Origin of the sequence: Shewanella sp. 10N.286.52.C2 (assembly GCF_002874545.1) — a bacterium.
In the GTDB taxonomy this organism is placed as follows: Bacteria; Pseudomonadota; Gammaproteobacteria; order Enterobacterales; family Shewanellaceae; genus Shewanella.
Genome location: NZ_MCTV01000027.1, coordinates 18,767 through 36,689 on the forward strand (window position 1 = coordinate 18,767; position 17,923 = coordinate 36,689).

Consider the following 17,923-nt stretch of genomic DNA (forward strand, 5'->3'; position numbering starts at 1 on the left):
ATTCACAGCTGTGGTTTATCATCCTTTGGCAGTTGTAGCAGAATTTTTATATCGAAGCGTTAATTTAGACGCTTAGGCACCTAGGTTAAACAAACGTCAGTAAAACACATTTATTGATGTACTTGTAGATTATGAGCAAAACTAACTTAAGAAACCTCTTCCCCCCAGAACCGAGACAAAACTTACATGCCGCATATATTTTCAAATCGTCGACGTATTCTTAATTTAACTGCAAATAAGAAAGAACTTAGAGCACAATTTCGCTGGGAAACCATCAACGCAATTGCTTATAAAGTCGGCGGTATTCTTTTTGTTATTGGCAGTTTCTTTTTTTTCCCAAGTCGGGCTGAATATGCCCATATTGGCGGTTGGTTTTTTCTTGCCGCTTCACTGATTTACTTAGCGGTTAATGTTCACGATATGGCTGAGATCAGGCGACATTGGAAAAGCCAGCTATCCCACGGGATTGATTTAAAATTAGAATATTTTGCAGGTATCAGTTATCTGCTGGGTACCCTATGTTTTGTTTTTGGCCGAATATCTTATTTCCCTGCGGTTGATGATCTGATCCTCGGTACTTGGTTGTTTATCATTGGCAGCACATTGTTTGTGCTTGGCGCTGCAGCCAATGTGTTACTGATTATCAAGGCTGAATCGGTGCAATTACTGCAATTGATGAACCTAACAGCAATCACCTTTATTGTCGGCTCAGTTCTCTATGGTATGGCCTCTATCCCTTATCTGTGGGCTTTTGAATCGCCAAATGATCACCTGCTTATTCTCAACTTTCTTGCTTGGCAATATATGCTGGGCAGTATCCTATTTTTATTAGGCGGCATATTTAATTACTGGCGCGCCTACTTACTGGTTCAAAATGCGCTGAAAAATCATCCAGACGTGTAAAGCCTAATAATTTAATCAAACAAATATCTAAGCTTGCTTCAATACCCTAGGTGCTCTGTGCTGTGCGGCTTTATGGCATCAAGCTGATTTATCGTCAGTAAATATCTCAATGAAAATAGCTTATGTGACTGTTTTATAATGCCCCCATGGCGTCACTGCTGAATTAATCAACCTATACGCTATTTTAAGCCAATCACTTTGGATCGTCAGCATCAAAATCCTTAGCCCTTTTTGTAGGATCGCGTCCTACATAAGCGATTCAGAAGTTCATCAAACAATTGCTAATTTCCCTCAATTCCCTTGCTGCAATCAAGGTGTGAACAACGACCTTTCTCTCATGAGTCACAGTGCTCGTGGGCAATTGTCGTTAGCGACATACAAATATCAAGGCCTAAAAAATGTGGAATAAACTCAACAAGTCGATGATGGTCTGCCAAATGCTTTTTGGCTTATCTTTTTATGGCGTGCTCGTCAGCCTTACGCGCTTTTTTCTAGAAGAACTCAATTACGGTGAATCCGAGACCATGATGGTTGTCGGCGCATTCGCCGCTATCGGGCCATTATTTGCTATTGCAGGCGGTTTTATCGCCGATAAATTACTCGGTGCTTATCGCTCACTCACCATTAGTTATGCTGCATTTGTTACCGGTTATATTCTACTGGTCGTGGGCGCATCCTCATTACATGTCCCTACCGCAATGGCTGGTATAGCACTCGCTAGTTATGGCCGCGGGTTAATGTCGCCATCTTACCCAAGCCTTTATAGAAGAACATTTAACTCTCAAAAAGAGTTTGAACAAGGTTTCCCAATCAATTACTCGGTCAATAATATTGGCGCCTTTGCTGGGCAGTATTTGTTCCCGATGTTAATTCTTTATATTGGTTTTACTGGCGGTTTCATGCTTTCTGCCATATTGGCAGCTGTTGCCCTATTCGTTCTTGTGGTGCTCAAAAAGCCTTTTTCAGCTTTAGGAAAACCTATCGATCAAAAATCACTATCAATTAAAGCCTGGTTTGGCTTTGCTGTTATTTCTTTCGCCATGGTTGGCCTAGTGTTTTTCATGTTCTCAAATATGGAAATTGGACAAAATATCGTTTATGCCATTGGCTTAATGGCAATTGGTTACTTCATTGCTTTGATGTTTCAGGTAGGTCACGCAGAAAAACTTAGAATGGGCACCATTTTAATTGCCACTTTTTTAACGACCTGCTTTTTCGTGTATTACGGACAAATGATGACATCAATGAACATTGTTGCCATTAATACCCTGAGCGGCAATTTGTTTGGCTTTATTCCACTGCAACCAGAAGCGGCAATGGCGATGAACCCACTCTGGTGTATGGTTGGCGGTCCTGTGGTCGCCATGGCTTTTTCTGCCTTAGAGAAAAAAGGCATTAACCTGTCGACTGCAACCAAGGTGTCGGTGGCGTTTGTGATGACAGCTATCGCATTTGGGATATTAACCTATTTCATCTCAAACATCGGCCCAGATGTCACCATTAGACCTGAAGTCTTTTTTGCAGTGCACTTTTTTCAAGCGCTTGCTGAAGTGATTGTCGGCTCAATGGTAGTGGCATTTATTTTGTCTGTTGCCCCCGCACATATTGAAAACTTTTCTGTTAGCCTATTTTCAGTGGCAATCGCTTTAAGTGGGATTGTGGGCGCAGTGCTATCAACTCATATTGCCCTTGAAAAAGGACAAGTCTTGACCCAAGACATCGCCCAAAACATGTATGGTGACTATTTTCAAATGTTAACTATCATGGCGGTAGTGATGGTCGCAGTGGCTTTAGTGTGTTCTAAGCTCATTACGATAATGCTGCGTAAAGCTGAACAACACGATACAGCAAATAACAATGTGCTTGAGCCTATTGTTTAACGAGCAATGACTTTTATATTTGTAACGCGACAGTCAATGGCTAACCCATTGACTGTCATGAGGGTCATATGTGTGCTGTATATACATAACCACATATAGCTAAAGTCTAAAATATTAGATTCTCATAAATGAATTATGACCTTCCAAGATAAGGTTTTAAAAACTCACTTACTTCTTTAGAAGCGACACCAATATCTACTTCTATTCGTTTATTCATCAGCATCTGGATACCCTTTCCACTATTCCTTGGGTCAGGATCTAAACATGCGACGACTACTCTTTTTATACCTGATTTAACTAAAGCAGAAGCACAAGCCGGAGTTCTACCAACAAATGAGCAAGGTTCTAGGGTTACGTAGGCTGTCACTGTGCTCAAATCACCCACACACGCATTTAGCGCTTCTATTTCAGCATGGTTACCACCTATCTTTTGGGTGTAACCTTGAGAAATAACTTGTTCATCGCGAACAAGAACGCAGCCCACAGGCGGATTGGGCTGGCATTGAGGCAAAGCTGACTGAGATAGCTTTAATGCTTGAAGCATAAATTTTTTATCGTAATCCATCTAGATTATTTAATTAGCATTCACAATAGATTGCAGTAATTTTCGTAACTGCTCACTATTGTGCTTTGACAAGCCCAAAATGACACTGGGCTTTTGACCGCGGGTTTCAATTTCGATGCGATCCCAAATAATGCCGCTGCGATAATTAAATCCGGCAACTTTATTCCACGGGACTTCATCGGTGTTATTCCACAAACGAAATAGCCCCGGTGCATTGATGCAAATTTTATCCACATCAGTTTCGATTTCTTGGGGTAACAATCTAAATCGAAATAAAACCGATGCCAATAATTCGGCTTTAAATGCCATGGTTAATTCAGTCGCACTGATTGAAATTTGGCTGAATCGATAATGACAATGGCGGCACACCAGAGCATCTTTAGGCAAGCTACTGTGGCAATCTGGACAAATATGATCAGATAGATATTCTAAGCAATGGCAACACTTTAGTGCGTCAACATGAAGCTGTTGTTTACAATAAGGACAATCCATTTACCCTCCTCATGCTAATAATCGTGTGAGTTAGCTTAAAAACTAGTACGCCGCTTGTGGCTGTTGATAAGCTTTAGTGCCCCATAATGGCACCGTCGATAAGCTGTGTTTGTAACTACCCGATGTTTCCTTGGTCGAATAAGACACATACATCAGAGTTTGATTTTCTGCATCTAAAATACGTCTGATTTTCATGGTTTTAAAGAAAATACTTTTAGACTTTTTAAATACAATCTCACCTGATGCCGACTTATCAATAGCGTCGATCATTTGCGAGGTAATTTCACCGGTTTGACGACATGAAATAGATGAATCGGATGGATCTGAAAAGCTTAAATCCGCTTCGATACTGGCAACATGACAAGTTACCCCAGGTACTAGTGGGTCAACCATCTTATTAAGTTTAATGTCTTTGGTGGTAAACATCCCTAAACTCACCTTGCCAACATCGTCACTGCAACTCATGGTTAATAAGCTAGTCCCTAGCACTAATGCCATTGCAGTTATTTTATTTACCGGCGTGTTTTGAATCATTGCTCGAACCATATTGATGTTTATCCTTACTGGCTACAACACGATTAATAACACCTGTTGTAACTGGCTTATGCTTAAATGCTTACAGTTAAATCACAGCTAAAAAATTAGTGCTGAAAAACTTTACCCGCCCAACGCACTAAACCACTGGTTACACTGCCAAAATGGTCGCCGACAATAATTTCTGCTTCACTAAATTGGCTTGAAATACATTGGTGGATCACCGGACTTTTTGCGGTGCCGCCAGTGACATAAACCACATCAGGCTCGGCGCTTGCTGACTCAACAGCTTGCTTCATAATAGTGATTAATTTGCTAACAGGTTGCTGAACTGCAGCTTCAAAGGCATCCTGTAAGACATTAATCTCAAAGTTCGCTTCAATAAAGGATAAATCTGTATCAAAATCTGTCTGCTGTGACAGGCCAATTTTGCACTGCTCTGCTTGACGAACGAATTGATAGCTCATTTGATGCAAGCGTAATGATTTAAGTCGTTTAAGAAGCGCTGGTTGCTCGGCATCTTTAATGAGTTCGTCAATTAATTTAGCCGTCGCAATAGAGCCAAATTCTCGCTGAGCACTAATGTCATTAACAGCAACGCCATTCCAAAATGGTTGTCGCGGTACTGTAAGGTTATTTTTTAATGTAGAGCCTAGGCCTAAATGCGGCATAAAACAGTTCATGGCAACGGCAATATCAAGATCGTTACCGCCAACACGCTGACCACTATGGCCAAGCACATCATCACTACGATCGGTTTTATGTTGTAACTCTGGGCCCATTTTTACCATAGAGCAATCGGTGGTGCCGCCGCCAACATCAACCACTAGTACGGTTTTGTGGGACGTCATTGACGCTTCATAATCCATCGCAGCAGCCATAGGTTCAAATAAAAAGCTTACTTGTTCAAAGCCTGCTCTTTTAGCCGCTGTTTCTAAAATAGCTTGTGCTTGCTGATTACTTTCCTCACCGCCAACACCTTGAAAGTTAACAGGTCGGCCAATGACAGCTTTGGTGATCGGCTCTTTAATTACTGCTTTAGCCCGAGACATCACTTCAAGCATCATTAAGGTGACAATATCTTCAAATAACGCCACTTGATCGCCCCTTAAACCACTAGCGCCTAAAAATGATTTTGGTGACCGGACGTAAAAACCTTCATCGGGTAATTCCAAATAGGCTTCAATTGCTTCTGGACCAACAAATACCACTTGCTCGTCTGGGAAAATATCCAACTCATGGCGGACTTGTCTGGCGCGGCTTAATTGCGATGAACGCAAGTGGCCATATTGTGGTTTTAACTCATCCGCAATGCGGTGATAAACAGCTTCAGCGATAAGTTCTCTATCCATGGCATATAAGGTTGAAGATAAGAAACAACTATCACCATTAATCGGAATAAGTGTCACCTGACCATCTTGCTCGATACCCACTGAGCAGTTTGCACTGCCGTAATCAAAACCAATAAACATTAACTTCCAACTTTATATTTCTAGATCAATGCTAAAAATAACATAAGCTGATTAAGATTTGTTATTCACTTTAGCAATAACAAATCTTTCGCTGCTAAATCCAGCAACCTGTTTCATTTATAATAATGACTTGTTTAGGCACAGTAAAAATAACATCGGCCTCAAAAAGCTAAAATCAATACAAAAAAGCACCCACATGACAATGGATGCTTTCATCAAACTGGCTTAATCGACCTTTAGTGACTCTAATTATTTAGCTTCATTTTGGGCTAGCTTCACGCTTTCTTTATGTTGACGTCTTTGCTGAATAACTTGTTTAACGTCACTACCTATATGGGCTTCGCCACGCTGTTTAGCCAGTTGAACCTGTCTTTCACGTTCAATAAAACGTTGACGCTGCTCATCTGAAATTTTATCGATACAGTGTGGACAACTGACGCCTTGAACAAAAGCTGGGGTCTGCATTTCTTCTTGTGTGATTGGCATGCGGCAAGCATTACATTGATCGTAAATACCTTTATCTAAATCATGATTTACCGCCACCCGATTATCAAATACAAAACACTCACCTTGCCACAGGCTTTGCTCTTGGTTCACTTCTTCAAGGTATTTTAAAATCCCGCCTTCAAGGTGATACACCTCATCAAAACCCTGCTCTTTAAGGTAAGCGGTGGATTTTTCACAGCGAATGCCACCGGTACAGAACATGGCGACTTTTTTGTGCTTAGTTGGATCGAGGTTTTCTTTGACGTATTGAGGAAACTCTCTGAAGGTTTCAGTTACAGGGTTAACTGCATTTTTGAAGGTGCCGATTTGTACTTCATAATCGTTACGGGTATCGACTAATAACACCTCAGGATCTGAGATCAGTTTGTTCCAATCTTTTGGTTTAACGTATGTCCCTACCACTTCCCTTGGATCAATCCCTTCAACCCCCATAGTGACAATTTCTTTCTTGAGTTTCACTTTGGTGCGGTAAAATGGCATGTTGTCGTCAAAGGATAATTTATACACAATTTCATTTAAGCCATCTTGTGACGCCAACCAGGCTAACAGGCTATCAATACTTTGTTGCGAGCCTGCTACTGTGCCGTTAATACCTTCACTGGCCAGTAATAAAGTGCCTTTAATTTCTTGTTGCTCCATATGGGCTAATAATGGCGCTTTTATTGATTCAAAATGCGGTAAAGCAACAAACTTATATAACGCGCAAACGACAACTTGTGACATGAATATCTCCGCTAGCTGGAACTTAATTTCCAGTGCAATTAATAACGATTAAGGACAAATAAGCACAAAAGAGTGATCAACCTCAAATTATGGCGCGAAATTGTAACTTAATCACACAACCATAGCTAGGCGTAATGCAGCGTCTTCAGTTCGTGTCAGTAAACACATATGTTTCAACAAACCCGCAAAACCAACCGACAACCTAAGCAAAAAGTTCACACACCCACAGATAAAAAACATAGAATAAGCTCACTCATTGTTTACTTCACGATAACAAGGTCTAGTTATATATGTCTTCCGCTATTCTTTATACCTTCAGGCGCTGCCCTTATGCGATGAGAGCGCGTATAGGCTTGCATTTAAGTTCGTTAAATCCTGAATTAAGAGAAATTGAGTTACGTAATAAACCTGCAGAAATGCTAAAGCTGTCGCCAAAAGGCACAGTACCAGTATTAGTACTGAATGATCCGCAAATTAATCGTCCTAAAGTATTAGACGAAAGCATTGATATCTTCAAGTATGTATTAAGTCATTATTCTTGTGCTGATACTGAATATTTATGCAACAGTGCTTATGTAAGCTTAGTCTGCTCTATAACCGATAAAGCAGCAATTGATCTGATTGAATTGAATGATTTTCAATTTAAACCTTGGCTAGACAAATACAAGTATGCTGATAGACACCTTGAGTATCCTGAAGAGTATTACCGCATTAAAGCCTGTGAATTCATTGAAATTTTAGAAGAAAAGCTGTCTGATAATAAACAACTGCTGTCAGACTCACCCTCGATGGCTGACTACGCTATTTTTCCGTTTGTAAGACAATTTGCACATGTTAATAAGCTCTGGTTCCAGCAAAGCCCATATAAAAATGTAAAACAATGGCTCAAAATCCATCTAGAAAGTGATTTATTTAAAATGGTTATGAAAAAACACTCTCTCTGGTTAGATGATTTAACCCAGCAACATTACCTCAAATAGCGTCGATATATTACTAACTGCTTATATTAGCAACAACAGATCAATCTTTTGTATAGTTATTCATATATATGATTGATAAAAGTACTGTAAATGCGCTATGTTAAGTCAACTATAAGATGGATTTTATAGTGATTAAGCAGCTAATCTCCAAAATAGGATTAAGCTTAGGTAAGCCTCTCATGCAGTGACCAAGGATGTAGACATGGAACAAATGGATTTGGTGCTTGTGCTCATACCACTGTTAATCGTATTGCATATTATGTTTTGCTACCGCGCGATTAACACAGCAGCAAAGATAGATAACGTTAAACGTTATCTATGGGGAACAATAAGCCTATTTTTAGGCCCGTTAGGCTATTACTTATATCAGAACTTGCTGCCGTTAGATGCATTAGACCCAAGCGACTAAGACATTTAATTATAACGAGCAAAGTCACCGACCTAGGTAACTCAAACATTTTTATTTAAAAATATTAAATATAGTGATTCCACAACTGGAGTCACTATATTTTTATTAACGCTTTTGATCGCCTTTATAATTAGCACTGTTCTCGAGTTCAGCAATTAAGTTGATAAGCCCACTTCATAGAAACAGGTTATAAATATCGAGCGAATTGTCGGCCTGGTTTTAACGGTTTAAGCGGCGCTTTAACCGCAGGGGTGCCGATATACAAAAAGCCCACGATTTGATCTTCAGCGGCAATACCCAAACCTTGATTAACCATCGCGTTAAAAGCAAAGTCACCAGTACGCCAAACTGCGCCCAATCCTAAAGAAAACGCTGCTTGTTGCATTGCCATGGTGGCGCAGCCCGCGGCTAACTGCTGCTCTAATAATGGCACTTTAGGATGTGACTGACTTTTGGCGACGACAGTAATGACCATTGGCGCTCGGTGTGGCATCCCTTTCACTTTGGTTAAAAAGGTTTCATCGGCCCCTTTAGACTTAGCCGCCGTAACAAATATCTCTGCTAAGGTCTCTAACCCTGCATCAGTGGCGATAATAAATTCCCAAGGGGTTAAAGCGCCGTGATCTGGCACTCTGGCAGCAGCATTAAGAATGAAGTCCAATTGTTGTTCATTCGGCGCAGGCGTTGTTAAACGAGGTGTTGACTGGCGAGTAAGTAATAATTCTGAAGCGTCCAATTGCAAAATCCCTGTCTTTTCATTGCGCAGACACATGTCCACGCCGATAATTAATCTCTCAAGAATATTAACAAAAATCCCACATTAAAGTGGGATTTTTACATGTCATGATAAATTGTTAGATGAGGTTATTAATCGCTAGCTAGCACGCTTGGCAATAAAGTGATCCACGCTGGTATATCGGCCTCCGCCCATAAATAACAGCGCAAGCAACATGATGAAATAGGTTATGGCAAACTCAATACCATTATTTAAAATAACAAAGTTGCCTGAGCTTGTGAGCCATTCGTAATTACCATGTTGCTGTAAAAGTGCTTTAGCCGCAGCAAGCTTTTCAGCAGAAGCGGTGACATTATCGTTAGCAAGCCAGGAACTGGCATCAGCAATGGCCAACCAGCCATTATTAATGTGCACCGCAAACGCCGCAACTAACATGGTTACCATCATAGGGATGGCCACTAAACGTGTAGCTAAGCCTATCAGCAGTAGCGCTCCGCCAAATAATTCGGTGCCGGCAGCTAATGCGGTCATGACTTCAGGCATAGGTATACCTAAACCCCAATCAGGATTACCAAACCAAGCCGCTGTGTCACTAAAATTAGATAACTTGTTATAACCTGCTTGCATTAATACTGGGGCTAAATAAAGTCGCAAAGCCAGTGGTGCTATGCCTTCAATGTGCCTTAATAAACTTAAAAATTGCTGATATAGGTTCACCATGATAATTCCTTAACCTTGCTGCGATAATTACATCATTAGACCTTGGAATAACAAGTTTTATTTCATCTATTTACATCAGCTATAAATTAACGCTCCACATCGTCAGACAGATCTTGTAAATCCTCAATTAACGTGACTATTTTTTTGTTTAAATGACGGCGCTGCTTGCTGGATAAACTGTGATTAATTTCAATCATTAACTGACCAAATAATCGAGTATTTCTATCTGCATTTTGCTGATAGATTGCCGATTTTAATTCATCTGGCTGGGTCATTAATAACCGCATTCTCTGCTCAAGTAAGGCTGTATCATCTCGTTGACTCAGCGCAGTTTCAAACTGACGTAACCATTCAAGTCGATACTCTAGCCACATATCAAGGGTTGCTAAACGCTGTTGATTAAACGCTTTAATTAACACTTCTTGTTCTGCTGTGGTGCTTCCTAACCAATCATCAACCCGATTGATGGTTCTTTTGTTGGCATCGGCGACTAATTCTAGTTGGTTTTTTCCTGCATACTTGGCATCTAATTCATCATTATCAAGTTTAAGCTGAGTAATAATAGATTTAACTTGTTGATCGCTTAAGCTAGTAATAATAGGTAGTAAATCGGGTAGTAAAAATTCAAAAACACGAAACCAATGGGCTTTAGCTGCAGTAACTTGTTGCTCCCAAATTTCAATGGTGAGCGTGTGTTTATTAATATTGTCGGAAAGTTGCTGCAGCTGCTCGCTATAGCGAGCCAATTCTTGCTGTTGATGCCAAAGCAAAAACTTATCTAGCAGCTTATCAAATTGAGCTTGTTGAGATTTATCTAATTCTACATATTCATCAACGCGCCACTCAATGGCCCAGTCGAGAAAGAAGTAACTAAATTTGGTGGAACATCCTGCTAAAAAGATAACAAGTAATATTGGAATTAATGGCTTTTTCAACGGTCATTCTCCCCTACAAACAGCATAAGTTAAGAATAATAGCCTTATGGCACTAAAGATAGGTATTTGTTGAATAAGTTAAAATATTGCTGAGGAGATAATTGCTGGTTAGCTGCCATCATTAAAGCCCAAGCTGCGGCAAATAGCCAAAAGCAATGAGCCATTTCAGCGAGGTAGTCAGTACAATCATGAGTCAAATTCAGCTGATGTCGTAGATATTTTTCCGTCAGTTGTTTTACTTGCTCTTGAGTTAATTGATGCGTCACCACCACGGCGACTAAATCAAACAGCGGATGACTGGCAGCGCAATATTCAAAATCAATACACTTAAGTTGTTTACCATCAAACAGTAAATTATACGGCGACAAATCTCGGTGACAGAACTGCGGCGAAATCACGCAGGTTTCTAGTTGTTCAAGCCAAATAGCCATTTGGGCATATTTACTGGTTAATTTTCGATAAAGCTGCTGCCATGTCACTAACGCCTGAGTTTCATCAGCATCGCCTTTGTTTGCGACGCTTGCATCAGCAATTGAGTTGCCTAAGTCAGATAATGAGTTTACATAAACTTGCCATTGCTGAGTCATGGTAATTTGTTTCGTCGGCAAAGGTAATTTTGATAGCGGGGTTAATAACCCCAGTAGGTGAGCAACAGGGTCTAGCGCCGCAAACACCGACTGCTGTGGGCGCTTGTTATCATAAAAACTAAACTCGGCGACATAATTTGACCATAAGTGATTATTTTCAGGTATAAACTGACTTAGGTAAAAACGTTTATCATCACTAAGCCAAATTAATTTAGGCGCCCGATTAATGGCTTCAACCAAGCGCCAACTGCTCACTTCGTTGTCTCGTTCACACCACGGGGCATTATCTTGATTAACCCGTAATACCCAATCGCTATCACTTAAGGCTATATGGAAGTTTTGGTTACTTAATCCATCAGATAACACTTTAACCCCATGACAATCTGCTTCAATCTTATCGGCTAATATATTCGGTAATTGGCGTTTAATATCCGCAGGTAGCCATTGCCATGGGTTAAAGTGACTCATTATCTAAATAGCCATTAGCTTGCTAAGGCTGCATCATCTGGTGCATGATTTTGCAGCATTTTTTTACGCCACATAAAGTAACCGCTGACAGCCATAAATAAATACAGGATAAGTAAACCAGAAGTTAGCATTAAACCTTTTTGAAGGTATAAGTAAATTGATAGCGAATTAATCACCATCCAGTAATACCAATTTTCTATTACCTTTTTCGCCACTAGATAAGTAGTCATCACCGCAAAACAGGTTGTTAATGCATCAAGATATGGAAAGGAAGCACTTGTATTTGTGGCCATTAAGTAGCCCACAATCAAGGATACACCACTAGTAACGGCAATAATCACTAAGTGTTTGTTTAGAGACCAACTAATAATTGGCAGTTCAGTTTGATGACGACTGTCAGCACCATAGCGCCACAGCCAAAAGCCATAAATCGCCATCGCCATGTAATATACATTTAGCACTGATTCCATCAACAATGACACATTCCAAAACAGCACTGTGTATATGGCAGTACTGGCAAAGGCTGCCGCCCAACACCAAATATTGGTTTTCATGGCTAATATCAAATACGCAATTGCCAGAATCACTGCAACAGCTTCCCAGCCTGTCATTACAGACACTTCAGTAATGGCAATTTGTATTGATTGAACGATCTCAGATAACATAACGTTGGCTACTATTTCATTACTATGATGAATTTTCAGGTTATTCGGTGTGGCTTAAATCAAGCTCGCCACCAATAAATTTACATACAAATACTGCTTTGCCCCATTTTTGATGGGCCGCTTCCATTTCGGTTGCTAGCATGGCCATCACATCTGCGTATTCACCGCACACCTGAGTCGCCATCGCATTGGTTTTACGTTCAATATTAGGGTAGCTATCTACTCGGCCAATAAACCACTTTATCGGGTCTAAATAGTTTTCATTAAATGGATACATGCTGATTTCGGCAGTCAATTTCATGGAAATTCCTTAATCGTGATAAAAATACCGTCATAGTCTATCAAAGTTTAAGGTAAAAAACTTTTCAAAACATGACGGCAATTTAGTGTTAAGTATTGTTATTATTAAATAAATCAACTGTAACCCAACAGGTTAACAGCCCCTTTTAATTAACATAGTTTGCAGCCAAGCTACATAAACTTGACGTTTAAGGTAATACCTAGCTGACGTGGATCGCCGAAACGTACATATTGCTTATCGGCCCAATCTAAGTCTGGTTCATTACCAAAGTAGAAGCCTCTGGTGCCATATTGCTCGTCAAATAAGTTGCGGCCCCATAAATACGCTGACCACATTTGTGTTTCATAACCCACTCGAGCATTGAAAATAGTATAAGCGTCTGACTTTGATTCGTTACTATCAGAGTAGTAAAAATCACTTTTACCGCTAGCATTTAAATTGGTAAACCAGCCAGAATCACTGACATAGCTCATGCCTGCGCTATAAGTAAATTTTGGCGCATGGGCTTGCTCTCGACCTGTTAAATCTACGACATTGCCATATTTATCCTTGTATTGATAATCACCATAGGTGGCTTCTAACCAACCTGCACTACCGTAGAATTGAATGTTATCGGTGGCATAGTAGGTAAAGTCGATTTCGGCGCCGTAGTTTTCAGCACTACCTGCATTTTCGGTAAATAGAATGAAGCGCTGCTGATCATCAGGGTCTTGTTGTGATGCCGCCACTTGCTGATCGCGTCGATCCATATAGAAGAATGCCAAGTTGGTGTCTAATTGACCTTGTAACCACGAAGATTTGAGCCCTAACTCGTAGTTATATAAGATTTCAGTATCAAACTCTTTTTTATCGGCTAATTCAGCTGGCAAACTCATGTTAAAGCCACCCGCTTTGTAACCGCGAGCAATACGCAGATAGGTATTATGGTCTTGGTTTATGGCTTTAGATAGCGCTAAATGACCGCCCCACATGTTTTCGCTAGGTGAGAATTTATCACCATTACTGTCTGAATATTCACTTTCTCGACGCTCTAAACGAACCCCAGCTGAAAATACATAACCATTACTAAACTGGGTATCGGTTTGAGCAAAAATAGCATAGTTGGTCGCTTCATATTCCGATTGCAGCACTTCATCTGGCCAGCCATTGTATTCAGAATATAAGTCATTATCCTCTTGAAGGTTCATGCCATATAAGCCCATTAACCAATCAGTCGAATCGTTAAAAATTCGGCCAGCTTCGTTTGAGCTGATACGAAGTTCCTGTGACACGGTTTTACGCTCACCCTGTTTATCCCAGGTGTAATCATAAACACATGGCTCAGTCCCAATCACGTTCCAGTCATCATCATAAATGCTGCATTGTTTCGAATCCCAGTAATCAGGGTTGGCCCAATCGCCGTCATAATTATGGTGATGATCGGTTTGTGCAAATGAAGTTAACGAGGTGAGTTCGAACTTTTCAAAACTGCTGAATGTGGCTTTTAAGCCAGCACCAGTGGTCTTTTGCGCATCAACACCAGGCTTATCGGTAATTGTTTCAAAGCCATTATTATCTAACGTCCAAGCATCATAGCCATTATCAAAATTAGCATGTAAAAAGGTTAAATCCAGTTGCACATCATCTGCAGCATACCAACGCAATTTAGCACGGGCAGTGAATTCATCACGGCCATTGGTATCTTCACGTTCTAGATAAGTATTGTCGCGGTAACCATTTTGCGAATGTTGCTCTAAAGACACCCGATAAAGTAGCTTACCAGAGTCAGTTATTGGGCCAGAGCTAAAACCGGAGAAGGTTTGTAAGTCATCGTCACCAAGAGAGACTTGTGCGCCATGTTCAAACACATCGGTGGGATCGTTACTTTTAAGGTATATAAGACCCGCTAACGCATTGGCGCCATATTGTGTACCTTGTGGGCCACGAAGAACTTCAACCTGTTGCATATCGTACATGCTCGACACCATGCCGATCCCAGATAAATCGATATCATCAACAATGAAGCCAACAGAAGAATTTGGCGCGCCTTGATATTCTTCTTGCTCACCCACACCACGAATTTGGAAATACTTTGGCCGAGAGCTGCCGCCAGACCAGTTAAAATTAGCAATAGAGTTTAATACATCTTCAAAATGTTGAGCGCCCTCATCTTGCAATTGTTGGCTATCGATGACGGTAACACTGGATGGCACTTTTTCTAGCGCTATATTACTAAAGTCAGCGTTAACCACTATGACTTCCATTTTTTCAGCAGCGGGCGCCACGCGTTCAACATTTTCTGTTTGAGCGACAACGGAAGTGGATAAAACGGCAAGAATGGCAATCGCTAATGGCGATTTAGATTTTATTACAGACATAGGACCTCAAATTATAATTTTGAGATCCGGCAAGCATAGTGAATTAGTTATGTGCATCCATGACTGTCATTACAATTATCAGTTATTAAATTGGTGTCGTTTTTCGTTTACGACTTGGTTTATGACTGAGTTAATGACTAACATTTACGGCAAAGCATGCAGCCTATTCCTACGCCGGTATGAGCCGGATCAGGTTCTAAGGGTTTGTCTTTAGACATCTCAGTTTATCAACACGATAAACACCCCTTGGCGCGGCGGATTATAAACTATCCTTCATCTGTGCAACAGCACTAACAGGCACTTTTTATTAACTATTTAAGTACAAAAAATTATCACATAGATATTTTTATGATTAGCTAAGCCTATAAAACAAAAAACACGCAATTAAGCGTGTTTTATATTTTAAAAGATACACTTAGTTAGAGAATGCTTCTCTTACATATACTTCAAAACGGCTTGCATTGGCATTAGGGGCAACGGCGCTAACCTGCATTTGTTGTTTGCCATGTAGCTTTAATGACTTCCAGCTGCTTGCTTCATCTTCAATGGTAAAGCCACCAACATCAAACCAAGTAAACTTATATTGCAGCCTTAAATCCGTTGACACCTTGCTAATGATTAATGCAGAACCTTGCAATAAATCCGCTTGCGTTCTGACATTGACTTGCTCAACAGCGACTTTACTCGCAAAAGAGTTATTATCAACTCTCACTTCGCTATTAGAGCTAACCATGACTCCCGCGGTATGATTAGCACAGGCTGATAGCATTAACGCTAGCGATATCATTATTACTCTTAATGTCATCATTAATTCCTTTTTTTAAGTATTAAAAATAAATGGTCGGCTCAGTGTCAAACAGCTTGCTCATCTATGCATCAACTGTGTGTTACTTCTACTGATCAAGCAAGAAATGCGCTCTCGCAGTAGCAATTAGCTGCTTACGATTTTTCTGCCAGCAATTAATGCTAACATTAGCAACTCGGCGTCCTTGACGAGTAATTTTACATTCAGCAAACGTATCTTGATGTAAACCCGCACGTAAATAATCAATTGAAAAATCGATAATTTTTGGCACTTTCTTAGCTTGCATAAATACCATTAACTGCACAATCGCCGACATTTCCATAAAGCCAGCAATAACCCCGCCATGTATGGCTGGCAGAATAGGATTACCAATGTTGTCATCTTTAGTTGGCAGCTTAAATACCATTTCATCACCAAAGCGATCAACACTCATCCCGATAAATTGGGTATAAGGGACTTTCTCTAATAAATAACTATAGTCATTTAAATCAATGGCCCGCTTAACCACATCATGAACATTAATATCGCCCACAGTTAAACTGGCATTGCCTGCCTGCATAACTTCAACACTTTGAGTATCAGGCTGGTTATTAGCAGCTGAATTGACTGCACTTGCTTCATCAGCGCAACCCATCAAAGCTTGTCTAAACTCTTCACCCACCATTTCTGGACTAATACGCATAAATGAGCCAACAGCATGCGCAATAGGATCATCAATACTGTCTTGATAAGCAATCGCACGGGTAAACGCCACATTGGCCGACAAACGATAACATTCTGCAAATGCATACAGCGGTTTGTTTGGCTCAGCCGGTTTCATGTAGTCAACCCGTAAATCTAAGGTTGGCGATATTTCTAAGGATTTATACTTCTCTAAAATAGCGCATACAACAGAAGTGCCGGATGCGGTATCAATGATCGTAGTCACCACACCGCCGTGTATCACCCCAGTATCTGGGTCACCAATGATATCTTGGCTATAAGGCAACTCCAGTAATACGTGATGTTCACTGGCTTCTAACGCACTAATATTCAATCGACGGCAATGGGCAAGCTGATTAACAAATCGGCTTGCTACGCCGGTTAACGGAAAAAAATCACTGTTTATTTTCATGTTATTAGTATTAATCCAACCGACTTAGCATTGGCCCAAGTGACTTACCGCCAAGTAGATGCATATGGATATGGTAAACCTCTTGGCCACCGTGTTTATTACAGTTCATGATTAAGCGGTAACCATCTTGTGCAATACCCGCTTCATCAGCCAGCTTTGCCGCAACTGTCATCATTCGCCCTAATGCCAGTTCGTCAGATGCTTTTACATCATTGGCTGTGGGGATCAAATGGTTTGGAATAATCAGAATATGTGTTGGTGCCTGTGGGTTTATATCGCGAAAAGCGGTGACGAGCTCATCCTGAAACAAAATGTCGGCAGGAATTTCTCGGCGTATAATTTTACTGAAAATGGTTTCTTCAGCCATGATTGATCATCCTTTTGGTTATTATAATCGAAGTAGTGAAAATCATTGTTGAATGCGCTAATCAAGCAGCCAACTAAGCGCTTGCTTAACTATATAATAGCTACTGCTGCATTTGTCACTTAAGCCAAGCAAGTTTAACACTTTGCTATTAATCACTGTTGAATGTTGTTGGCACTATCAAGCCAATTTTGACAGCTCGATTAACTATAGCAACGCTCACTTACTTAGAATTTATCTAGGCATTATCACATCATTGTTATCAATGCTAAAGGGGATTTATTTGAAGTATCCCCAGCAATTAACATTGAAGTCGCTAAAAAAAGCGCTATATTTCTTGGTGGTTACCTTTAAACCTTATGCAATTAGACTTCTTTGGCATCTTTTTGATCACCACATAATGAAA

19 protein-coding genes, 1 pseudogene and 1 riboswitch are annotated in these 17,923 nt (G+C 40.4%); of the genes and pseudogenes, 4 read left to right on the forward strand and 16 right to left on the reverse strand.

Annotated features, from left to right (window positions below):
• Positions 1 to 186: 186 nt before the first annotated feature.
• Positions 187 to 903 (forward strand): YrhK family protein, encoded by a 717-nt coding sequence (locus BCU94_RS10930; RefSeq protein WP_102439603.1) that lies wholly within the window; start codon positions 187 to 189, stop codon positions 901 to 903.
• Between the two features lie 398 nt (positions 904 to 1,301).
• Positions 1,302 to 2,783 (forward strand): MFS transporter, encoded by a 1,482-nt coding sequence (locus tag BCU94_RS10935; protein WP_102476398.1) that lies wholly within the window; start codon positions 1,302 to 1,304, stop codon positions 2,781 to 2,783.
• Positions 2,784 to 2,916: 133 nt separating this feature from the next.
• Here the strand turns inward: BCU94_RS10935 and BCU94_RS10940 are convergent, their stop codons facing one another.
• The 5 genes from BCU94_RS10940 to BCU94_RS10960 form a co-directional block, all read right to left on the reverse strand.
• Positions 2,917 to 3,348, reverse strand: coding sequence for a bifunctional diaminohydroxyphosphoribosylaminopyrimidine deaminase/5-amino-6-(5-phosphoribosylamino)uracil reductase RibD (locus BCU94_RS10940; RefSeq protein ID WP_102476399.1), 432 nt, complete (start codon positions 3,346 to 3,348; stop codon positions 2,917 to 2,919).
• A 9-nt stretch (positions 3,349 to 3,357) separates the two neighbouring features.
• Positions 3,358 to 3,840, reverse strand: coding sequence for a zinc ribbon domain-containing protein (locus tag BCU94_RS10945; RefSeq protein ID WP_102476400.1), 483 nt, complete (start codon positions 3,838 to 3,840; stop codon positions 3,358 to 3,360).
• A 42-nt stretch (positions 3,841 to 3,882) separates the two neighbouring features.
• On the reverse strand, positions 3,883 to 4,338 hold the full coding sequence (locus tag BCU94_RS10950; protein WP_102439616.1) for a CreA family protein: 456 nt from the start codon (positions 4,336 to 4,338) through the stop codon (positions 3,883 to 3,885).
• Between the two features lie 143 nt (positions 4,339 to 4,481).
• Positions 4,482 to 5,846, reverse strand: coding sequence for a molecular chaperone (gene yegD, locus BCU94_RS10955; protein ID WP_102476401.1), 1,365 nt, complete (start codon positions 5,844 to 5,846; stop codon positions 4,482 to 4,484).
• Positions 5,847 to 6,095: 249 nt separating this feature from the next.
• The gene (locus tag BCU94_RS10960; protein ID WP_102439599.1) at positions 6,096 to 7,076 is read right to left on the reverse strand and encodes a rhodanese-related sulfurtransferase; all 981 of its coding nucleotides are present in this window, start codon (positions 7,074 to 7,076) and stop codon (positions 6,096 to 6,098) included.
• Positions 7,077 to 7,366: 290 nt separating this feature from the next.
• Here BCU94_RS10960 and BCU94_RS10965 point away from each other — a divergent pair, with 290 nt between their 5' ends.
• Positions 7,367 to 8,056 (forward strand): glutathione S-transferase, encoded by a 690-nt coding sequence (locus BCU94_RS10965; RefSeq protein WP_102439598.1) that lies wholly within the window; start codon positions 7,367 to 7,369, stop codon positions 8,054 to 8,056.
• 202 nt (positions 8,057 to 8,258) lie between these two features.
• Positions 8,259 to 8,465, forward strand: coding sequence for a hypothetical protein (locus BCU94_RS10970; protein ID WP_076536156.1), 207 nt, complete (start codon positions 8,259 to 8,261; stop codon positions 8,463 to 8,465).
• Between the two features lie 187 nt (positions 8,466 to 8,652).
• Here BCU94_RS10970 and BCU94_RS10975 read toward each other — a convergent pair whose 3' ends face one another.
• The 11 genes and pseudogenes from BCU94_RS10975 to hinT form a co-directional block, all read right to left on the reverse strand.
• Complete coding sequence (locus BCU94_RS10975) at positions 8,653 to 9,201, reverse strand: NAD(P)H nitroreductase (RefSeq protein WP_102439615.1); 549 nt, start codon at positions 9,199 to 9,201, stop codon at positions 8,653 to 8,655.
• 138 nt (positions 9,202 to 9,339) lie between these two features.
• Positions 9,340 to 9,927 (reverse strand): DoxX family protein, encoded by a 588-nt coding sequence (locus tag BCU94_RS10980; RefSeq protein WP_102476402.1) that lies wholly within the window; start codon positions 9,925 to 9,927, stop codon positions 9,340 to 9,342.
• Between the two features lie 80 nt (positions 9,928 to 10,007).
• Entirely contained in the window at positions 10,008 to 10,856 is an 849-nt protein-coding gene (locus tag BCU94_RS10985) for a DUF6279 family lipoprotein (RefSeq protein ID WP_102476403.1), read from the reverse strand.
• Positions 10,857 to 10,900: 44 nt separating this feature from the next.
• Entirely contained in the window at positions 10,901 to 11,911 is a 1,011-nt protein-coding gene (locus BCU94_RS10990) for a phosphotransferase (protein ID WP_102476404.1), read from the reverse strand.
• A gap of 14 nt (positions 11,912 to 11,925) precedes the next feature.
• Complete coding sequence (pnuC, locus tag BCU94_RS10995; protein ID WP_102439594.1) at positions 11,926 to 12,576, reverse strand: nicotinamide riboside transporter PnuC; 651 nt, start codon at positions 12,574 to 12,576, stop codon at positions 11,926 to 11,928.
• A 40-nt stretch (positions 12,577 to 12,616) separates the two neighbouring features.
• The gene (locus BCU94_RS11000) at positions 12,617 to 12,877 is read right to left on the reverse strand and encodes a hypothetical protein (RefSeq protein WP_076536145.1); all 261 of its coding nucleotides are present in this window, start codon (positions 12,875 to 12,877) and stop codon (positions 12,617 to 12,619) included.
• A 170-nt stretch (positions 12,878 to 13,047) separates the two neighbouring features.
• Positions 13,048 to 15,234 carry a TonB-dependent receptor gene (locus tag BCU94_RS11005; protein WP_102476405.1) on the reverse strand — a complete coding sequence of 729 codons (2,187 nt, stop codon included), beginning with the start codon at positions 15,232 to 15,234 and terminating at the stop codon, positions 13,048 to 13,050.
• Between the two features lie 148 nt (positions 15,235 to 15,382).
• Positions 15,383 to 15,491: riboswitch (TPP riboswitch) on the reverse strand.
• Positions 15,492 to 15,649: 158 nt separating this feature from the next.
• Positions 15,650 to 16,039: a YcfL family protein gene (locus BCU94_RS11010; protein WP_102439592.1), complete on the reverse strand. Its 390-nt coding sequence runs from the start codon at positions 16,037 to 16,039 to the stop codon at positions 15,650 to 15,652.
• 88 nt (positions 16,040 to 16,127) lie between these two features.
• Positions 16,128 to 16,598: a PaaI family thioesterase gene (locus BCU94_RS19905; RefSeq protein ID WP_347230783.1), complete on the reverse strand. Its 471-nt coding sequence runs from the start codon at positions 16,596 to 16,598 to the stop codon at positions 16,128 to 16,130.
• A 171-nt stretch (positions 16,599 to 16,769) separates the two neighbouring features.
• A pseudogene (locus BCU94_RS19910) lies at positions 16,770 to 17,153 on the reverse strand (PaaI family thioesterase); the annotation flags it as partial.
• 10 nt (positions 17,154 to 17,163) lie between these two features.
• Positions 17,164 to 17,520, reverse strand: coding sequence for a purine nucleoside phosphoramidase (gene hinT, locus BCU94_RS11020; protein ID WP_102439590.1), 357 nt, complete (start codon positions 17,518 to 17,520; stop codon positions 17,164 to 17,166).
• Positions 17,521 to 17,923: the final 403 nt, after the last annotated feature.